At 65.6% G+C, this 15,709-nt stretch carries 9 protein-coding genes; 3 read left to right on the top strand and 6 right to left on the bottom strand.

What is annotated here, in order from left to right:
- Positions 1-188: 188 nt before the first annotated feature.
- From Pla175_RS02380 to Pla175_RS02400, 5 genes are all read right to left on the bottom strand, one after another.
- On the bottom strand, positions 189-2,651 hold the full coding sequence (locus Pla175_RS02380) for a multiheme c-type cytochrome (protein WP_197527219.1): 2,463 nt from the start codon (positions 2,649-2,651) through the stop codon (positions 189-191).
- A 370-nt stretch (positions 2,652-3,021) separates the two neighbouring features.
- Positions 3,022-4,809 (bottom strand): S8 family serine peptidase, encoded by a 1,788-nt coding sequence (locus Pla175_RS02385; protein WP_231954132.1) that lies wholly within the window; start codon positions 4,807-4,809, stop codon positions 3,022-3,024.
- A gap of 281 nt (positions 4,810-5,090) precedes the next feature.
- A complete protein-coding gene (locus Pla175_RS02390) occupies positions 5,091-5,768 on the bottom strand; it encodes a PEP-CTERM sorting domain-containing protein (RefSeq protein WP_145280982.1) in 678 nt (225 codons plus the stop codon).
- A 201-nt stretch (positions 5,769-5,969) separates the two neighbouring features.
- A complete protein-coding gene (locus Pla175_RS02395) occupies positions 5,970-6,845 on the bottom strand; it encodes a PEP-CTERM sorting domain-containing protein (protein ID WP_145280984.1) in 876 nt (291 codons plus the stop codon).
- Positions 6,846-7,597: 752 nt separating this feature from the next.
- A complete protein-coding gene (locus Pla175_RS02400; protein WP_145280986.1) occupies positions 7,598-8,662 on the bottom strand; it encodes a hypothetical protein in 1,065 nt (354 codons plus the stop codon).
- A 308-nt stretch (positions 8,663-8,970) separates the two neighbouring features.
- On the opposite strand from Pla175_RS02400, the gene Pla175_RS02405 reads away from it, so the two are divergent.
- The 3 genes from Pla175_RS02405 to Pla175_RS02415 all read left to right on the top strand — a co-directional run bounded on the left by Pla175_RS02405 (position 8,971) and on the right by Pla175_RS02415 (position 14,410).
- Positions 8,971-11,646, top strand: a complete 2,676-nt coding sequence (locus Pla175_RS02405) for a protein kinase domain-containing protein (RefSeq protein WP_145280988.1) — start codon at positions 8,971-8,973, stop codon at positions 11,644-11,646.
- 213 nt (positions 11,647-11,859) lie between these two features.
- Positions 11,860-12,798 carry a DUF4394 domain-containing protein gene (locus Pla175_RS02410; protein WP_145280990.1) on the top strand — a complete coding sequence of 313 codons (939 nt, stop codon included), beginning with the start codon at positions 11,860-11,862 and terminating at the stop codon, positions 12,796-12,798.
- Between the two features lie 202 nt (positions 12,799-13,000).
- Positions 13,001-14,410: an MATE family efflux transporter gene (locus Pla175_RS02415; protein WP_145280992.1), complete on the top strand. Its 1,410-nt coding sequence runs from the start codon at positions 13,001-13,003 to the stop codon at positions 14,408-14,410.
- Positions 14,411-14,507: 97 nt separating this feature from the next.
- Here the strand turns inward: Pla175_RS02415 and Pla175_RS02420 are convergent, their stop codons facing one another.
- Positions 14,508-15,374 carry a PRC-barrel domain-containing protein gene (locus Pla175_RS02420; protein WP_145280994.1) on the bottom strand — a complete coding sequence of 289 codons (867 nt, stop codon included), beginning with the start codon at positions 15,372-15,374 and terminating at the stop codon, positions 14,508-14,510.
- Positions 15,375-15,709: the final 335 nt, after the last annotated feature.

Consider the following 15,709-nt stretch of genomic DNA (forward strand, 5'->3'; position numbering starts at 1 on the left):
GGACGTGCCGGGGGCGAGGACGCCCCGGCTCACAACTCACAACTCACAACTCACGAATGACAACTGACAACTGACAACTGACAACTGACAACTGACAACTGACAACTGACAACTGACAACTGACAACTGACAACTGACAACTGACAACTGACAACTGACAACTGACAACTGACAACTGACAACTGACCTCACCTCACCTCGAACTCTACCGACCGCGGATGGATATCAAGGATCCCTTCGTTCATCGCCCGCTCCATCTCTGGCGTCGCGTCGCAGAACCGCATGAAGTAGATCGGCTCGACGCGGTTCCGTAGACGGATGCTCAGCCGGTACCGCCCCGGTTGCGTCATCAGGTGGGCCGGCACGTGGTACGGCACCTTCCGCGACCCTAGCGGCGCCAGCGACTGGCTCTCCATGCGGATGAACGGCGGGTGGTTCAGCACGCTGATCGGCAGCGCCCCGGGCCGCAGCAGCGGCACCTGGTCGAAGCTGATGTTCACCGGCAGCGGGAACTCGCGGTCGGTCCCCACCGCGCCGGTGATCAGGAACATGGTCTGCAGGTTGAAGAGCTGGTGGTCGAACGGCAGCCGCCCCGCGCGGACGTCCAGCGAGTGCTGGTTCGCCAGGTCGCCGATGGAGTCGGTGTAGCCCGTCTCCCACAGCCGGCGCCCGTCTGGTCCGATCAGCACCACGTTGGCCCACAACTGCGGCTGGGCGCCCAGCGATGCGGTCAGCGTGTTGTGCCCCTCGTTCATGTTGGTGACGACGTAGTGCAGCCGCAGCGGCCGGCCCGCCTGTGGCGCGGCCGCAAAGAACGGCCCCTCCACCTTCAGGCTGTGGTCCATCAGCTCCTGCCGCACGACGCGCTTCTTCTTGAGCAGATCGAGGTTGTCCTCGACCACGTCGCGGGCGTCCATGCGGTCGTCGCTGTTGGTCCAGGGCTCGGGGAAGCAGTCGGCGACTTGGCCATCCTCCACGGCCTTCTCAAAGTCTTCGGTCCCCCAGCCGGCCCGCCAGTCGAACAGCAGCCACTGGTCCATCGACCACTTCTGCGCGTCCTCGTGCAGCGGGAAGATGCCCGGGTGGGCGATGGAGTAGCTGGGGCCGTAGAAGCTGTGGTTGGCGTGCTTGCGGTCTTCGCACACCTTCTTGCCGCCGACTTCGGCGATGGCGCACGTCTCGTACCCGCACGCCTGGCCGGGGACCTTGCCCATGTGGCAGTCTTGGCAGGTGATCCCCTTCTTGTAGGCGGGGGAGTGGCGGTATTGTTCCCACACCACCTCCAGCTTGATGCCGGGGTGCACCGCTACCTGGTGGCAGCTCTGGCAGAACTCGGCGTGCGAGATCTGATCGAAGAACCGACCCTCGAGGTGGATCGGCTGGCCGGGGCCCTTCTCCTCGGGCGAGGTCTTCACTTTGTAGTCGGACTTGTTGGCGATCACTTCCGCCACCCCAGCGCCCCCGATGCCGCCGTACACCGGCGCATAGATATCGCCCGGCACGATGCGGCGTTCCCCGTTCACCTTGCCGTAGCGCTCGTTCACGCGGTGGCACGCGATGCAGCTAATCCCCTCGCGGGCCGCGCGGCTCTGTTCCCACAGCGGCGTGTCGCGCGACTCGTACATCGCGGTCGCGATCGGGGCGTGGCAACGCTGGCAGAAATAGCCCACGGTCCCCTTGCTGAGGTCGTAGATCTTCTGCTCGAACTTCTGATACATCGGTGAGACGAACGCGTACGCGTGGCTGCTCGTCCGCCACTCGTCGTACTGCTTCGGGTGGCACTTGGCGCATTCGGCCGCCGACGGGTAGCAGTTCTTGGAGTACAGCTCGCGGTGGGCTAGGTTCCCGTGCGGATCATCGCTGTTGGGTTCAGCCCCCTCTTTGGGACTGGAAGCGCCGGCGCCCGTCGGCGAGCCGTCGGCGTAAGCCGCCGGAGGCCGGGCGACCGACGGGTGGGCGACCGGAGGCTGGCCCGCCGAGGTCCCACCCCCAACGCCGGGCGCATGAAACAAGGGCGCCCCTTCCGCACGTGGCGTGGCGCCCGGTGTTCCTACCTGGGGCGCTCCAAAGAGCGGAGTCGCCGGCGAGCCGCCGGCGTCAGCCGCCGGAGTATGTTGCGGCTCAATCGCCGATTCCGCAGGTCCGCTGTCGCGACCCACTCCGGGCCCTGACGCTTCCGGCTCGCTTGAGTGCGCCTGGGGTTCGCGGGTTGGCGACTGCGTTGCGCCTTCGCCGGGGGGCGGGTCCGCCGGCTGGGCAGTGGGGGCGGCGTTGTTTGGATCTACTCCGGCGGCTGACGCCGGCGGCTCGCCGGGCGGGGCAGATTGGGGCGGCGACGCGTGCTCCTCGGGAACCCGCCACGCATCGGGGTTCACCAACCAATCACCGCGGGCGTCGGCGATCCGCACGCCGGTGATGGCCGCCGAGGCCGCCGGCTGGAACGCCGCGGTCTGGTGGTAGGGGGGCGCGAGGCCGGTTGCTTGTTGGGCAAGAAACTCTGCGGCGTGCGGGCAGGCCTTCAGCAGCAGGCTGAGGTCGTCGTCGGCAGGTTCGCTCGCTGCGCAGTGGGAATCCGCTGCTGGCGCCCGTCGCTGCGCAAGCTGGCCGCAGCGGACGACGACCAGGGCCGTCGCCGCGACTAGTACGACCATCAGTGCACGCCGGCCGCGCGACGCATCCTTGCGACTGCTGCCGGACGGGACCGCATCCATGCGATTCCTCGAGGTTTATCCGTGGTTCCCAAGCCATCAACCAGCAGCAAGCCGCTAGCTTTCAGCGTTCAGCTTCCAGCCATTAGCCGACGGGCTACGCCCCGTCGGAGCGGCTGATAAGCTGCATCCATCGCGCTACTCCGACGGGCGGAGCCCGTCGGCTATGGGTCATCTGGCTGCTTGGTTAGGTAGGGGCGTATGTCCGCGACGCTAGCATCGCTGCAATCGGCGCGCTCACTTGCCCGAACTGCAACATCGAACGCGGCGCCCCCGCCGGGCCGGTGTTTCCCTCGCTGCCGGCGAGGAGGGCTTAACCGTTAGAGTCGGCCGCGGTGGGCGAGTGGAACTGTGCGAAGCCCACGTGTCGCGTTGGGCGTAGACGGCCGGCGCCTGCCGCCGCAGCCAGCGCCAGCAGAACGCCGAGCGCCAAACCCGTCGGCTCCGGGGCCGCCACGCCGGCGGTCGCCGCGGGGAAGATCGACTGCCCCAGGTGATCTCGCCAGAGGCTGTAGTCGGCCGCGTCGATCGCTAGGTCGCCGTTGGCGTCCCCAGGCGTGATGCCGCCGCGGGCGATGGACGTGGCCCCAAACCCAGACCTCCACACGGCGAGGTCCTGCAGGGTGACCGAACCGTCCCGATCGAAGTCCCCCGGCAGCAAGCCGGCATCGCTCAGCCACCAGGCCAGGCCGAACGGGGTCGGGGTGGTCGCGCCGGCGACCTCGATCGAGTAGTCGCCGCTGGCCGCGAGTGCTAGCGGCACGTGCAAGTGCTGCAGGTTGTCGTCGATCGACAGGCTCTGGGCGACGACCTGCCCCAGACCGTCGCGGACGAGCAGGCTGAGGTGCTCAAGCGGCGCGGCCGTGTAGCTGTCGCTGGACTCGATTACGCCGTCGCCGTCTGCTTCCATCACCACCCGATCCCAGACCAGCGTCGCGGTCAGGAACGCCCCTTGGGCGGCGGCCGAGCCCAGGGTGTAGCTCAGCGCGCCGGCGCCGCAATCGCATTGAGAGCCGAGGTCCCAGCCGATGGCGGCGACGCTGCCCGGCCCCTGCCGGCCCGCGACGGTTTGGATGACGGACCGCTGGGTGTCGAGCAGGCCGACGCCCTGTTCTTCGTCAAGCGGCCGGGTGGTGGTGAAGACCCCAGCGGCGACGCTCCACTCGGTAGGGGTCCACGACCCCGTGAGCCCGGCAGCGCCGGTCTGCAGCGCCTGGTCGCCGGCAACGAGATAATTACGGTCGTTTGTGGCGTTGTTGGCGCCGAAATCAAACGATTGGCTCAGCCCCGGCGCCGGACCCCCGACGCCGCGTTTGCGGGCCGAGTTAAGGATGGTGGCCCGGGCGAACAACCGTGCGGGGTCGGCGCCAAGCTGGGAATCAGCAATCTCTAGCAGCACCGCGGCGGTGCCGGCCACATGCGGAGCGGCGAAGCTGGTGCCGGTCTGAGACTGGGTCAGACCATCGGTCACGAAGTTTCCGGGAGCGAGAATGTCTGGTTTTGCGCGGCATTCTGCGCAGCCGTTCAAGCGATAGGACGAGTAGGTGGACCGGCCCTGCGTGAGCTCGTCCATCGCCCCAACCGTAATGCCGTTAAAGAACCCGCCCGGATTCGCTATGCGATTGACGGTCTGACCATTGTTGCCCGCCGACTGCACGACAAGGGCGCCCGACGCAGTCGCAATCCAGTCGATGAAAAGTTCGTCGGAGCTTTGCCCGTTCTGGTTCTCTCCGAACCCGAAACTGAAGTTCCAGACGTCCGCCTGTGCATGGTTGGCTAACCAAGCGGCGCCTGCTCTGAGTGAAGGGCTGTCGTTGATGGACGCCAAGTGAATCGACGCGCCCGAAGCAATGCCGGGATGAGTGGCGCTGGCGCCCGCGATCACATCGGCTGCGAGCGTTTCGTGTGGGTCGAAGCCTTCGGGCATAGCCGCGGGCTGGTCTGCTGGGGCCAGGTCCAGGAAGGAGACCTGCTCGATCAGTCTAACCCCTAGGTTGTTCTGCGGCAGAATGCCGTAGGGGAGCGTATCTAGCAGGCCGACACGCACACTACCGCCGACGCCGACCAACGGCGACCACCCCAGATTCGCGCCTGCTGGCAACGTGGAAGTGTTTAGCGCAACTGCCGCCGGGGCGTACGTAGTGCAGAGCAGCCCAATCAAGAAGCAGCGCAGCAACTGCATGTCGAGCCATTCAAGAAGTAAAGGAATAGAGCGTGTGTATTCTCTACCCTACTTGAGGAGATCCGATTTGTCGCCATGCGTGCTCGCCGTTTCGATACCTGCAAAACGTTCACGCGATACGCAAAAAAACAGCCGCCACGGTAAGCACCGTGGCGGCTGTCGATTACTTGTCTACTTTCCGAACTACGAAGCCTTCGCAACTAGGCGACACGGCGACGCAGCATGACGCCGGCGATGGCCAGACCGGCCAGGGCCAGGGTGCTGGGCTCGGGGATATCGGTCGAGCCACCAGGCAGCATGCCGGTGATCTCAACCCGTGTCAGGTCAGCCAGAACAACGTTGCCGCTGTAGGTGACAACGCCAAGGGCGGACGTGGGGACAACCAAACGAGCAACGTTCAGGCTCGAAACCGCTTCGGTCAAGTTATAGGCGCCCTTCAGGAAATTAGCACCCTCAGTCTCGGCGAGAGCGACGTTGACCCCCATTCCGCTGCCCGTGTTGAACAGGAATCGCGAGTCGAGCGAGGGATCGTACTGACCCGGCACTGGGCTGGCAAAGTTATTGTTCACGGTCGGCTGGGAGAAAAACTGCACTTGATTGAGCGGACCGAAGAAGCCCGAGTCAACCGAGGGATCGGTGCCACCAGCAGAGAAGTCAACGGTTGCGATCGGGCCGGTATCGCTCGCGATGTTCACGAGGATCTGCGACAGACCTCCGCCCAAGTCGCTGACTTCACCGGTAACCATAACGGCGGCGTTGGAGTAACCTGCCACCAAAACCGCAAGAGAGCAAATAAGTGTACGCATAGTGGAAATCCTTGAAAGGTAATGCACAAGTTTGTTTCGAATCAGATAGTTGAGCTTCAACAGCTGCTTCACGGTGGCCGGGATTGCCGTGGCTCCCCGACCCAACACTCATGCATTAGCGGTCCAAACCTTCCTTTCCCGACGCAGAGCGGGGAGGAGAACGGGTGCGAAGTTGCAAGGGAGCGGAACACCGCCCTACGTCGATTTCAAACCCCCGCCCCAGCCGTCTGCGAAACAGGCTGGAAGCGGAGGGGAGTTAATACTACCTAAAGACTACTTCTTGTTGCGACGGGCGGCAGCGATCAAGCCGATCGAGGCCAAGCCGGCCAACACCATCGAGCCCGGCTCAGGCACTCCGGCACCGCCGATGGCACCACCCACGGCGGCGGGCGGGATGACGAACGCCGTGAGAACCTTGTTAAAGTTGGCACCGAACACGGTCAAGTCAGCGGAGTCAACCGCAGCTGAGCCAGTGAAGTTTCCTTGAGCCCAAGTGTAAGTTCCGGGCTTGTTGAAATTGGAACCGAAGATCGTGAGGTCAATGGAGTTTACCGGCGTTGCTCCGCCAGAGAAGTTGGCGTCACCACCAAAAACCTGGTACTGGAACTTCTTCCCAGCGTCCAAAAGGGAGTTGGCACCGGCCTGGGCGATCAACCCGCGAGTGCCACCGACAGCAAGAGGGGGGCCAGCCGCACTGTAGACGCCGCCGACATTCACGGTGCTGACGTGGCTGTTACCAAGTCCGCCGGTGGTGATCGTGGGTCCAGGGACGGTTAGCGTGACGGCCTCGAAAGTGCCGGCGCCAGTGAGGAAGGTGCTCCCAAGGTTGACGGTTGCGGCACCAGCGGCAACGGGCGAAACACCATCGGGGCCACTCATGCCGGGGTTGTCATTCGGGAAATTTGCAGCGTTCTTGGCTGCCGCTGACAGGCCCGTTGACGACAGGGTCCACTCAATCGCTACGGAACCCCCGTTCGCCCCACCGCCCGGGTTTGCCCCGTAGAGCGCGTCGTCCGGGTCAACCCCAATCGACCAGCTGTAGTTCGAACCGCTGAGCGTCGGGTTTGTAGCCACGACATTCGGCACGGCCAACACCGGGCTCACCATCGCGGCCAAGGCCGCGGCACACGTTAGACTTTTCCAAGACATTCGATTTTCTCCACCCACTTTGAGAAACCCAGGTTGAAAATAGAGTCGCCGATCGACTTACTTGACGCCCACGGTTGGTTCAGTCGGTTTTGGCCATCGGACCGTGGCCGCTGAACCCTCTCGGCTACCCCCTCAGTGAAAAACTTACTCGGCCCTTACTTTAATCGGACCTGCGAGGAGTTCCAGAGTCAAACTCTGAACGATCCTCAAATCTTCTTACGGTTTGCCGATACGCCCTTCCTGAGAGCAGATACCGCGGCTTCGTACCACGGCGACGCATTCAAAGTGTTGTTCTCGTCAGTCAGCGGTTTGACGGCACAGGCCACTCTCTGCTTGGCGCTGATGCGTGTGTCAAACTGCTAAGCGTAGTTGCCTGGGTCCAGTAGTCGAGAAACACGCGGTTCGTTGCACTCGTATCGGGTTGCAACTGGCCGCGAAGAACTCTGACGTCCCGGTCGCCTAAAGCTAGGCGGACAAGGCTTGGTCGGACTATGCAATCATGATGACCGCGACTACCGACCAACGCAACTACTCTCAGCTCGCTGTTTTAGGACACTCCTAATCTCTAGGTCTCGCGATTCTAAACCTAGTAGTTCCTAAGGCCGCTGCCGAAAACAAAACAACTCTGAATACCTCGGTCCAGAAAAACGCGGCCGATGGAGGCAGCGGACTTCTAGAGCCAAACGCACGTATCGGTCTCGGTTTGACTTGCACGCATTATGTTGGGGCGATTGGGGCCTGTCAAGCAGTTTCTAACGGCTTTGCGGCTTTTTCCCGTTTCGTGCTGACAGCCTTGTTTTTCCGCTGTATTTCGCGATCCCTAGGGGCGCCGCGGCCGCCAGCAGCAGCAGCAACGAAGAAGCTTCTGGTACAGAATTTGCGCCAACGGCGGGGCCCATCATGGCCGGCGCGCCGAAGTTCATCTTCCAAATGTCGTAGTCGGCCTGGTCGATCACGCCGTTGCCGCTGCCGTCTGCTCCGGTGCCGTTGGGGACCGTCAGCGTGAGGGTGTCCCGCCAAACGGTGTAGTCGGCGGCGTTCACGGCGCCGTCGAGGTTGAAGTCGCCCGCTAGGCCCATCAGGTTGTCGCGGACGATCGTGGTGATCGTGGTGGCCGAGGGCATGGACGTGGCGCCGATGGTCGTTAGCGTGCCGATCGACGTGTAGGTCGAGGCGATGTGCGTCTCGCTGCCGCTGGAAAAGAAGTCGGGGAGCTGGCCGGCGGCAAACGTGCCGGTAGCGACGATGGCGGCGGTGTTCCAGGCCGCTTCGCCCAGCACGTCTCCCGGCGCCCAGGGGAGCCCCGGGACGCCAGTCAACGTGGTCAGGCTGGGGCCGATGGAGTTGCTGCCGCCGGGTTTGCCGGGGAAATTAGGCGCGCCGTTTTGAAGCGTTCCGAAGCCGTAAAAGACGCCGGTTTCGGGCGTGGTGGGGGTAGCCGGTTGTGCGATAAACAGCTCGCTGTACGAGCCGCGGTCGATGATGTAGCGCTGTGAAAACCCGGCCGGATTGCTGCTGTTCACCGTGCCCATGGGGGCCATCAACCCGGGGCTAACCGCGTTGTCGTTGAGCAGCACACGCAGCGCCGCGATGCCCGACCCGTCGCTCTTGGCCACCAACTGCCAGGCGCCGGCGGAGTTGGGGTTGGTCGGCACTTCGTACAGCAGGTTGAGGCTTAGATCGACCTGGATCGCGCGGGCCGATTGTCCCGAAACCAGCAATAGACTACCGGCCGCGAGCAGCGTGAGCAGCGCGCTTCGGCCCGCCGGGCAGCGAAAAAAGCGTCGTTTCGCACCGGCGATGGAAAGAGTTTTCATAGATTCCAGTTGCTCAAATGTTGCCTGCCCCGCCCCGTGGCCCTTCTATCGAGCATAACTACGGGTGAGGGTAGCTCAAGCTTTCTGTGAGAATGTTTCGCGCCGCGAGCGGGTGCGGATGCGTTAAGATCGGACGATGCGGAAGGAAGTCGGCGCGGTCGGCGGGCGATTTTGGCGCGTTTTTCGTGGTTTTCGGTCGGGCCGCGTCCAGGCGAGGCTCGGCAGCCACTGGGTTCCCGCGGGCTTCGCTTCCTCCCAGCACAACTCACAGATCCCTATTTTCCTAGCCCCGTCGCGAAGCGACCCCCATGTCTGGTTTGCGGACGTTTCTGTTCACCGACATCGTGAGTTCGGTCGACCTGAAGAGCCAGATGGCCGGCTCCAGCACGATCGAGCGGGACGAGGCGTACGTCGCCACGATCCTCACGCCCCACCGCGAGCGCATGGACGCCGGGCTGGCGGAGCTGGGGGGGCGGGTCGTCTCGACCGCGGGAGACGGGCATTTTCTGGTGTTTGGCGACACCGCACGCGCCGCCCGTTGGGCCATCGCCGTGCAGCGGAGCCACGCCAGCCAGCCGATCCGCGCGCCCGGCGGGCAGGCGGTGCAGGTGCGCATGAGCCTGCACGTGGGGGTGCCGCAGCCCGACCCCAGCGACCCGAACAACTTCATCGGCAAGGCGGTCGACTACGCGGCGCGGCTGTGCGACTACGCGTCGGGGGGGCAGGTGTTGGCGTCGCGCGCGGCCGTGGCCATCTTGGAAGACGCGGGGCTGGCGGACGTGCACTTCCATCGCCACGAAGACCGGCAGCTCAAGGGGATCGGCCGGGTCGAGGTGCACGAACTGCTGTACGACCGAACCTCGCCGCGTCGGCCCCGGCAGTCGCCCAGCGACCCCAGCGAGAAGCCGCGCGAGTGGACCGTGCTGCCGCCCACCGAGGGGCTCACGGCCTGGGGCGGCGCGCGGCCGCCGGTGGGCGCGGACAGCAGCACCCATCTTGCCAGCCCCTCCAAGACGCTGCCCATGGTGCGGCGCGTCGGCAATTACCAGCTCGAGGCGCTGCTGGGCGCGGGGGGCATGGGGAACGTCTACCGCGCCCGGCACACGCAGTTCGGACGCACGCGGGCCGTGAAGGTGATCAAGCCGCACTTGGTGGAAGGGGGACGCGAAGACGTCGTCCGCCGCTTCTACCAGGAGATCCGCGCGATCGGCGCGCTCGAGCACCCGAACATCGTGGTTGCGATCGACAGTTCTGCGCCGGAAGACGCCACGCACTACTTGGTGATGGAGTACGTGGACGGGCTGGGGGCGGATGAGCTGCTGGCGCGTGTCGGCCCGCTGGCCCCGGCGGACGCTTGTGAGATTGTCCGCCAAGCGGCCCTGGGCCTGGAGTACATCGCCCAGCAAGGGATGGTGCACCGCGACATCAAGCCGTCGAACCTGATGTTGGCGCTCGCCCCCAGCCTGCTGCCGGGCGATCCGGCCAAAGCCACGGTCAAGATCCTCGACCTCGGCCTGGCGCTGTTGGTGGGGGACGACCAGCAGCGGCTGACGCAGCTCGACCAGGGCGCCATGGGGACGGGGCTCTACATGTCTCCCGAGCAGTGGCGGACGACCAGCGTCGATATCCGGGCAGACATCTACAGCCTCGGGTGCACGCTGCACCACCTGCTGACCGGCCGTCCGCCGTACGGCGACTCGGACCTGCGGCAGGAGATCGCCCACGAGCGTGAACCGACCCCCGACCTGTCGACGCTGCCGGGTGTTTCTCGCGAGCTGGCCGGCGTGCTGCAACAGATGATGGCCAAGCAGCCTGCGGACCGCTTCGCCCACCCGGCCGACATCGCCGCGGCGCTTGCGCCGCTGGCCGAGGGCGCCGACCTGGAGGGGCTGATCGAGCTGGCCCGCGGCGGCAGCGAGCCCTCGGGCCGGCGCGTGCACCCGGCCGGCGAGACGCACCCCCGCGGCCGCAGCGCCACGCCGGTAAGCACCCGCCCCAGCACACGGGCGCCGCTCTGGCGGCGACTGGCGTTGCCGGTAGGGTTGATTGCGTTGCTGGGAATGGCCGGCTGGTTGGCGGTGATCGACATGGGCCGGCGGCAGCAATCTATCGCGCAGCGGCAGCAGACGCTCGAGGTAGCCGCTGGGTTCGCGGCAGAGCAGCTTGCGATCGAGATCGATAGCCGCATCGGCGTGCTGACCAAGCTAAGCCGGAGCCCAGAGCTGCGAGAGGCGATGCTGGCGATCGCCGACGCGCCAGACAACGAAGCGTTGTGGGCGCCCGTGCAGCAGTGGATCGTGCAGCAGAAAGAGGAGTACGACAACGAGCTCCCCTCGGATAGTTGGTTTATCACCAACGCTGCGGGTCGGCAGGTCGCGCGCTCGCCGGAGGGGGAGAGCATCGGCCGCGAGTACGCCACCCGAGACTACTTCCACGGCTTAGGGACCAACGAGCCGGTCGGCGATGCGGCGCTCGTCCCGATCGAGGCGCCGCATCAGTCGGTGGTGTACGCCAGCACGAGCAGCCGGGGCGACCTGAAGGTGGCGTTCAGCGTGCCTATCTGGAACGGCGAGCGGATCACCGAGCGTCGCAAAGTGATCGGCGTGCTGGCGATGAGCCTCGACCTGGGCACGTTCCGCGTGTTGGAGAACACCAAGCGGCTGCCGCCGCCGCTCGAAGCGGTGCTGATCGACCTGCGCCCGGACGACCTCCCGAGCGGCGATCAGCGCGGCCTGCTGCTGCACCACCCGCAACTCAAGCAGTTCAACTCGGACGAGCAGCCGCTGCGGGTGCGGCCTGAGCTGATGGAACAGATCGAGGCGGCAGGGCGCAAGGAAGGCCGCCCGCTGGGACCGTATCCAGACCTCCTCAGGCGCCGGGGCGAGCCAAACTACCGCGCCGCGATGGAGCCGGTGATGGTCCGCTACTCCGAGTCGGACCCCGACACGCGGTGGTTGGTGCTAGTACAGGAGCCGGCCCAGTAGCTGGGAAAACAAAGCGTTTCGCGGCACGGGCCGGCGGCGTTGTGCGGGCGCCCGAAGGGTGGCGTCGGGAAAACCGAAAGATTCGTTAGATTTTCTCATCCGTGGATCGACGTGCTGCTGTACAACTAGCGATGAGCGTTGCCCCGGTCCGTCACAGGCTGGGGTTAGCGTTCGAAACTTATTTCCTCATTCCAAAGAATCCAGGGGAGTCTCATGCGTTTCAACCTAGCTCTCACCGTGGCCTTGGCCATGGCGGCGAGCAGCGCTCAGGCGGCGCTTCTTGTTGGCGTTACGAACACGAACGACCTTATCGAGTTTGATTCGACGAACCCGGCGCAGCTTACTTCTTCGCTGCCGCTGACCGGTCTCGGCCAGAACGAATTGATCCGCGGGATCGACTTCCGCCCCACCGACCAGCAGCTCTACGCGGTCGGCAGCAGTGGCAACATCTACACGGTGAACCGCGCCACCGGCGCCGCGACCGTCAAGTCGACCATTAGCGGCACGGTGCTCAACGGCTCTGCGTTCGGCGTCGACTTCAACCCGGTCGCGGACAAGGGCGGGGCCAGCAGCCTGCGGATTGTCAGCAACACCACCCAGAACCTGGCCGTGAACGCCGACACCGGCGTCGCCACGGTCGCGACGCCCGTTTCCTACGGCGGCGGTGCGGTGAACATCGTCGGCGAGGCCTACTCCAACTCCATCATCGGCGGCGTCGATGGCCCGCTGACCCCGGCCACCGGGACCACGGGCACGACGCAGTACGCGATCGATTCGGGCACGGACGGTCTTGTGTTGCAGGCCTTCAACGCCGGCACCCTGACGCCGGTTGGCTCCTTGGGGGTCAACACGACCGCGTCGGTCGGCTTCGACATCTTGTCGATCCCCGGCCTCGCCGGCATCACGAACATCGGTTACGCGTCGCTTGAAGTCGACGGCGCGCCCGGCAAGAGCATCCTGTACGAGATCAACCTGAGCACCGGCGCCGCGGTGTCGCTCGGTCAGATCGACGGCGGCATCCTGGTGCCGAACCTCACCGCCGAGCTGGTGATCGATCCCAACTCCGTGGTCCCCGAGCCCTCGTCCCTCGGCCTGGCCGGGCTGGCCCTGGCCGCGATCGCCCTGCGTAGCCGCAAGGCCCGCGTAGCGTAGCGAGCCAACGGAACCTAAGCTGCCCCAGCGGGCGCCGGTCGCGAACCGGCGCCCGCTTTTTCGTGTCAGGATCGTTGCCATAACGCCGGGGTCGGGGACGCCCCGGCTCGCACGCGGACCCGTGTGAGCCGGGGCGTCCCCGCCCCCGGCGCATCTGCCCACCACCATCGAGCCTCGACACCCTCCCCCCGCGAGCCCACGGATGAAGCCCGCAAGCGCAGACTACTCCTGGTGGGGCCGGCCCGCGGGGGGGCGTGAGGTGGCCGTGGTGGCCGCTCCGCTGGTCATCTCGAGCCTGTCGTGGACCGTGATGACCTTCGTTGATCGGGTCATGCTGAGCCACGTCTCCGGCCCCGCCATGACCGGGGCCTTCTCGGCCTCTACCGTGTGGTTCCTGCTGGTCTGCTTCCCGCTGGGGCTCTGCACCTACGCCAACACCTTTGTCTCGCAGTACTTCGGCGCGGGGCGGCTGGAGCGGATCGGCCCCGCGGCGTGGCAAGCGGTGTGGCTGGCGCTGGCCACCGGGCCGCTTTATCTGCTAGCGATCCCTGCCGCCAACGCGCTGTTCACCGCGGTAGGGCACAGCCCAGAGGTGGTGGCGAGCGAGGTCCCCTACTTCCAGGTGCTGTGCGTCGGCGCCCCCGCGATGTTGATCGCCCAGGCAGCCGCGTCGTTCTTCAGCGGCCGGGGCAAGACGCGCGTCGTGATGTACACCGACGCCGGGTTCGCCGGGCTGAACGTGGTGCTGGACTACGCCTGGATCTTCGGCCACTGGGGCTTCCCGGAGTGGGGCGTTGTCGGCGCCGGTTGGGCCACCGTGGTGAGCCTGTGGCTCAAGGCGGCTTGCTACGTGCTGCTGCTGCTCACGCGGCACAACCGCGAGAGGTTTGGCACCCTGCGCGGCATGCGGGTCGAGTGGCCGCTGCTGGGCCGGCTGCTGTGGTTCGGCACGCCGAGCGGTCTGCAGATGCTGCTCGATATGGCGGGCTTCACCGCGTTCATCCTGCTCGTGGGCAAGATCGGCCCCGCCGAGGCCGAGGCGACCAGCGTCGCCTTTAGCGTAAGCTCCGTGGCGTTCATGCCGGTGTGGGGGCTGAGCCTTGCGGTGGGCATCCTGGTGGGGCAGCGGCTGGGGGAAGACCGCGACGACCTGGCCGGCCGCGCCACGCTCACCAGCCTGGTGCTGGGGCTGGGCTACATGTCGATCATCTCGCTGCTCTACCTGTTCACGCCGGGGCTGTTCTTGGCCGGCTTTGGGGGCCCGTCCGACTCGCCGGAGTCGACCAGCCGGCTCGCGGCGGTGCTGCTGCGGTTCGTGGCCGCCTACAACCTGCTGGACGCCACGGCGATGGTCTTCGCCGCGGCCATCAAGGGCGCCGGCGACACGGGTTTCGTGCTGCGTGTGAGCGTGGTGCTCGCGACGCTGCTGATCGCGCTGAGCTGGCTGTCGGTCGAAGTGTGGCAGCTAGGCGTGTACGGCAGTTGGTCGCTGATCACGGTGTGGGTGTGGATTGTCGCCATCGCGTACGTGCTACGCTACCAGCAGGGCGCGTGGCGACGGATGCGCGTCATCGAGCCCCCGCCCCCCGACCTGGTGATGGCGACCGAGTAGCGCGACGAGCCGTTCGAAGTTATCGCGACGCGCAAAAAGAAACGCCGCCGCGACAAGGGGTCGCGACGGCGCTCTTGGGGGGCGTTGGGGTGCTACGCTAGCTGCGCGTCGCGGCAAGCGCCTTGCTCACGTCCTTGCGGAAGGCGTCCTTGTCCAGCTCCGGGTAATCGCTGGGGGTCACCTTCGGAGCGGCGCCTATGACGCGGGCCTCGGCGTTAATCATCACGCGGACATTCCCTTCACGGTCCATCTTGAAGTTGAGCGCCTCGAACGGCACGGCCGAGTACTTCTCGCCGATGCCCAGCGTGGCTCCGTCGCCGATGATCGCGTACTTCGCCTGGTGATCGGCGGCGTCGACAATCAAGGCCTCAAGCGTTCCGCACTCTTCCTCCGAATCGCAATACACGGCCGCGTCGGTCAGCTTGCTGGCGCACATCATGTCGTCGCGGCTAGCGAAGGTTTCCGCCGCGTCGGCGCCATAAAACCGGTTGTTGCGGTCGACAAACGACGCCACGGTGACGTCTTCGTAACCTTCAAGCGACACCTCCGGCGCGGCTTCGAGCTGCTCGGCGGTCTTGTCGATCTTCACGCTGCAATTCTTCTCGCCGTCTACCATCCGGCACTCGCAGTTGAGCGCGTTGACAGGGATGGCGATCGAGTTGCCGCCGAGGCCCAGCGTGGCCCCGACCGTGGCGATGGCGTACACACCCTTTCCGTCCTTGGTCATCACAACGTCGCTGATCGTCGCGACCGATGGGTTGTCCGGCCCGTTGCCGATGATCTCGGCGCCCACGATCTTGTTGCTAGAGATCAGGGCGTGCATCTGCTTGGCGTGGTTCGGCTTTATGGCGGCCGGCTTCTTGGCGGCGGCCGTGGCGTCTGCCGCGGCGGCCGGGCTAGCCGGGCCGATCAGCGGAAGGCACAGCAGTGCCGCTGTCAGTGCGGTGGTCAGTAAGCGGGTCATCACAAACTCCTTGCTTGGGGGAAACGAAGAACATGTCTGCTACGGGGCGTACGCCGCCCCTCGGCGGTGTGAGCGTGTCTGCCCTGGCCGGCTCGCGCTGGGTCCGAAGCCGCCACGCGAACGACGCCACGTCGAATCGATGACGCGGCCTGTGTTCAATCACGACGTATCGCATGACTAGCTCCGGTTCGGCGGGCTTGCTGGGGCGTAGCGGCGGATGGGGTGGGCATCTCGCCGACGCACCCACCGGATGCACATGCCGCGCCGAAACCGCTCGAACCGTGAATCGCCCCGTTTTCAACGCATCGAGGGCCGCACACCGACATCGGGGTGGT

The organism is Pirellulimonas nuda (assembly GCF_007750855.1).
Lineage (GTDB): Bacteria > Planctomycetota > Planctomycetia > Pirellulales > Lacipirellulaceae > Pirellulimonas > Pirellulimonas nuda.